General features: G+C 49.2%; 1 protein-coding gene. It reads left to right on the forward strand.

Going from position 1 to position 993, the window contains the following annotated elements:
- Positions 1 to 84: 84 nt before the first annotated feature.
- Positions 85 to 993 (forward strand): hypothetical protein (locus ACQ76X_RS35990; RefSeq protein ID WP_438498681.1); only part of this gene is annotated, 909 nt, incomplete at its 3' end.

Raw genomic sequence — 993 nt, forward strand, 5'->3', positions numbered from 1 at the left:
GTTGTGGGGTTGAGTGTCAGTGTGCCAGGTATAAAGGTTCAAGCTGCGGCCAGTCAGGTGTCCGCCTCTTCTGGAGGTAGCTTGGTGACACTGGCTTCCGCAGGTCCTACACCTACCGCCTCCCCGCCGGTGGAGCGGGAGACGAGCTGGTACATTCCCGATTGGGTAGATGACATGATTCATAAAGTCGATGATATGATTCAATCGTTCAAAGACCTTATGTCCGGCAAGCTGATCAAAGATGCCATTGAAGGTTTAGTTGTTCTGTTAGTGGACGAGCTCATGTCACCGCTCTATGATGCGTTTGCTAAGAGCTACTTGTTTACTCCGCAGATTGCCGAAATCGATCTGGTGCAGTCGGGCTGGTCTATCTTTATGATTATCGGCCTTGTGTCGCTATTTATCGGAATTTCGTGGTTGGCGTTCAAAATTATTCGAGGCAAAAAAGACCTGGGCAGTTTGCTCAAGGTCTTTCTTCTTTGCTTTGTCGCGACCTACCTCTCGCTCACGGCGTTGAATATCGCCAATGTGGGGATTAACTGGATGGCCAGCAAGATGTTCGAAGGCATTATCGGCACGAGTGGTATCACGTATGAGGGTTTGGATGGTCAACAAATTCTAAAAGCCATGATTGTCGGTGCAGATGGGATTACGGAGGCCTCTTACGCAGCGCAGACACTGGGAGAACTGACGGTGTCCACGAGTGGGGGTATTTTTAATCTGCTTGGTTACTTGATACTGGTAGTACTGCCTTTGTATGTGGTAGCGGTGGTTAAAACGTTGGTTCTGATGTTTATGGCCATCCTGGTCAATCTCTGGATTACCCAGTCTGCCTACACGGGAAAGTTTGAGACCATGCTCGGGTTTGCCAATTTGTACGTGCGGACCTTAATTGTAGGCTTGATCTGCGGCCTGCATTGGGCCATTTTTGTGAAAATGCAAACAGATTATGGTGAGGGGACCGGATTTTCTGCGGCAATTGGTATCCCTCCG

This window comes from Paenibacillus sp. IHBB 3054 (genome assembly GCF_051594305.1).
In the GTDB taxonomy this organism is placed as follows: Bacteria; Bacillota; Bacilli; order Paenibacillales; family Paenibacillaceae; genus Paenibacillus_AQ.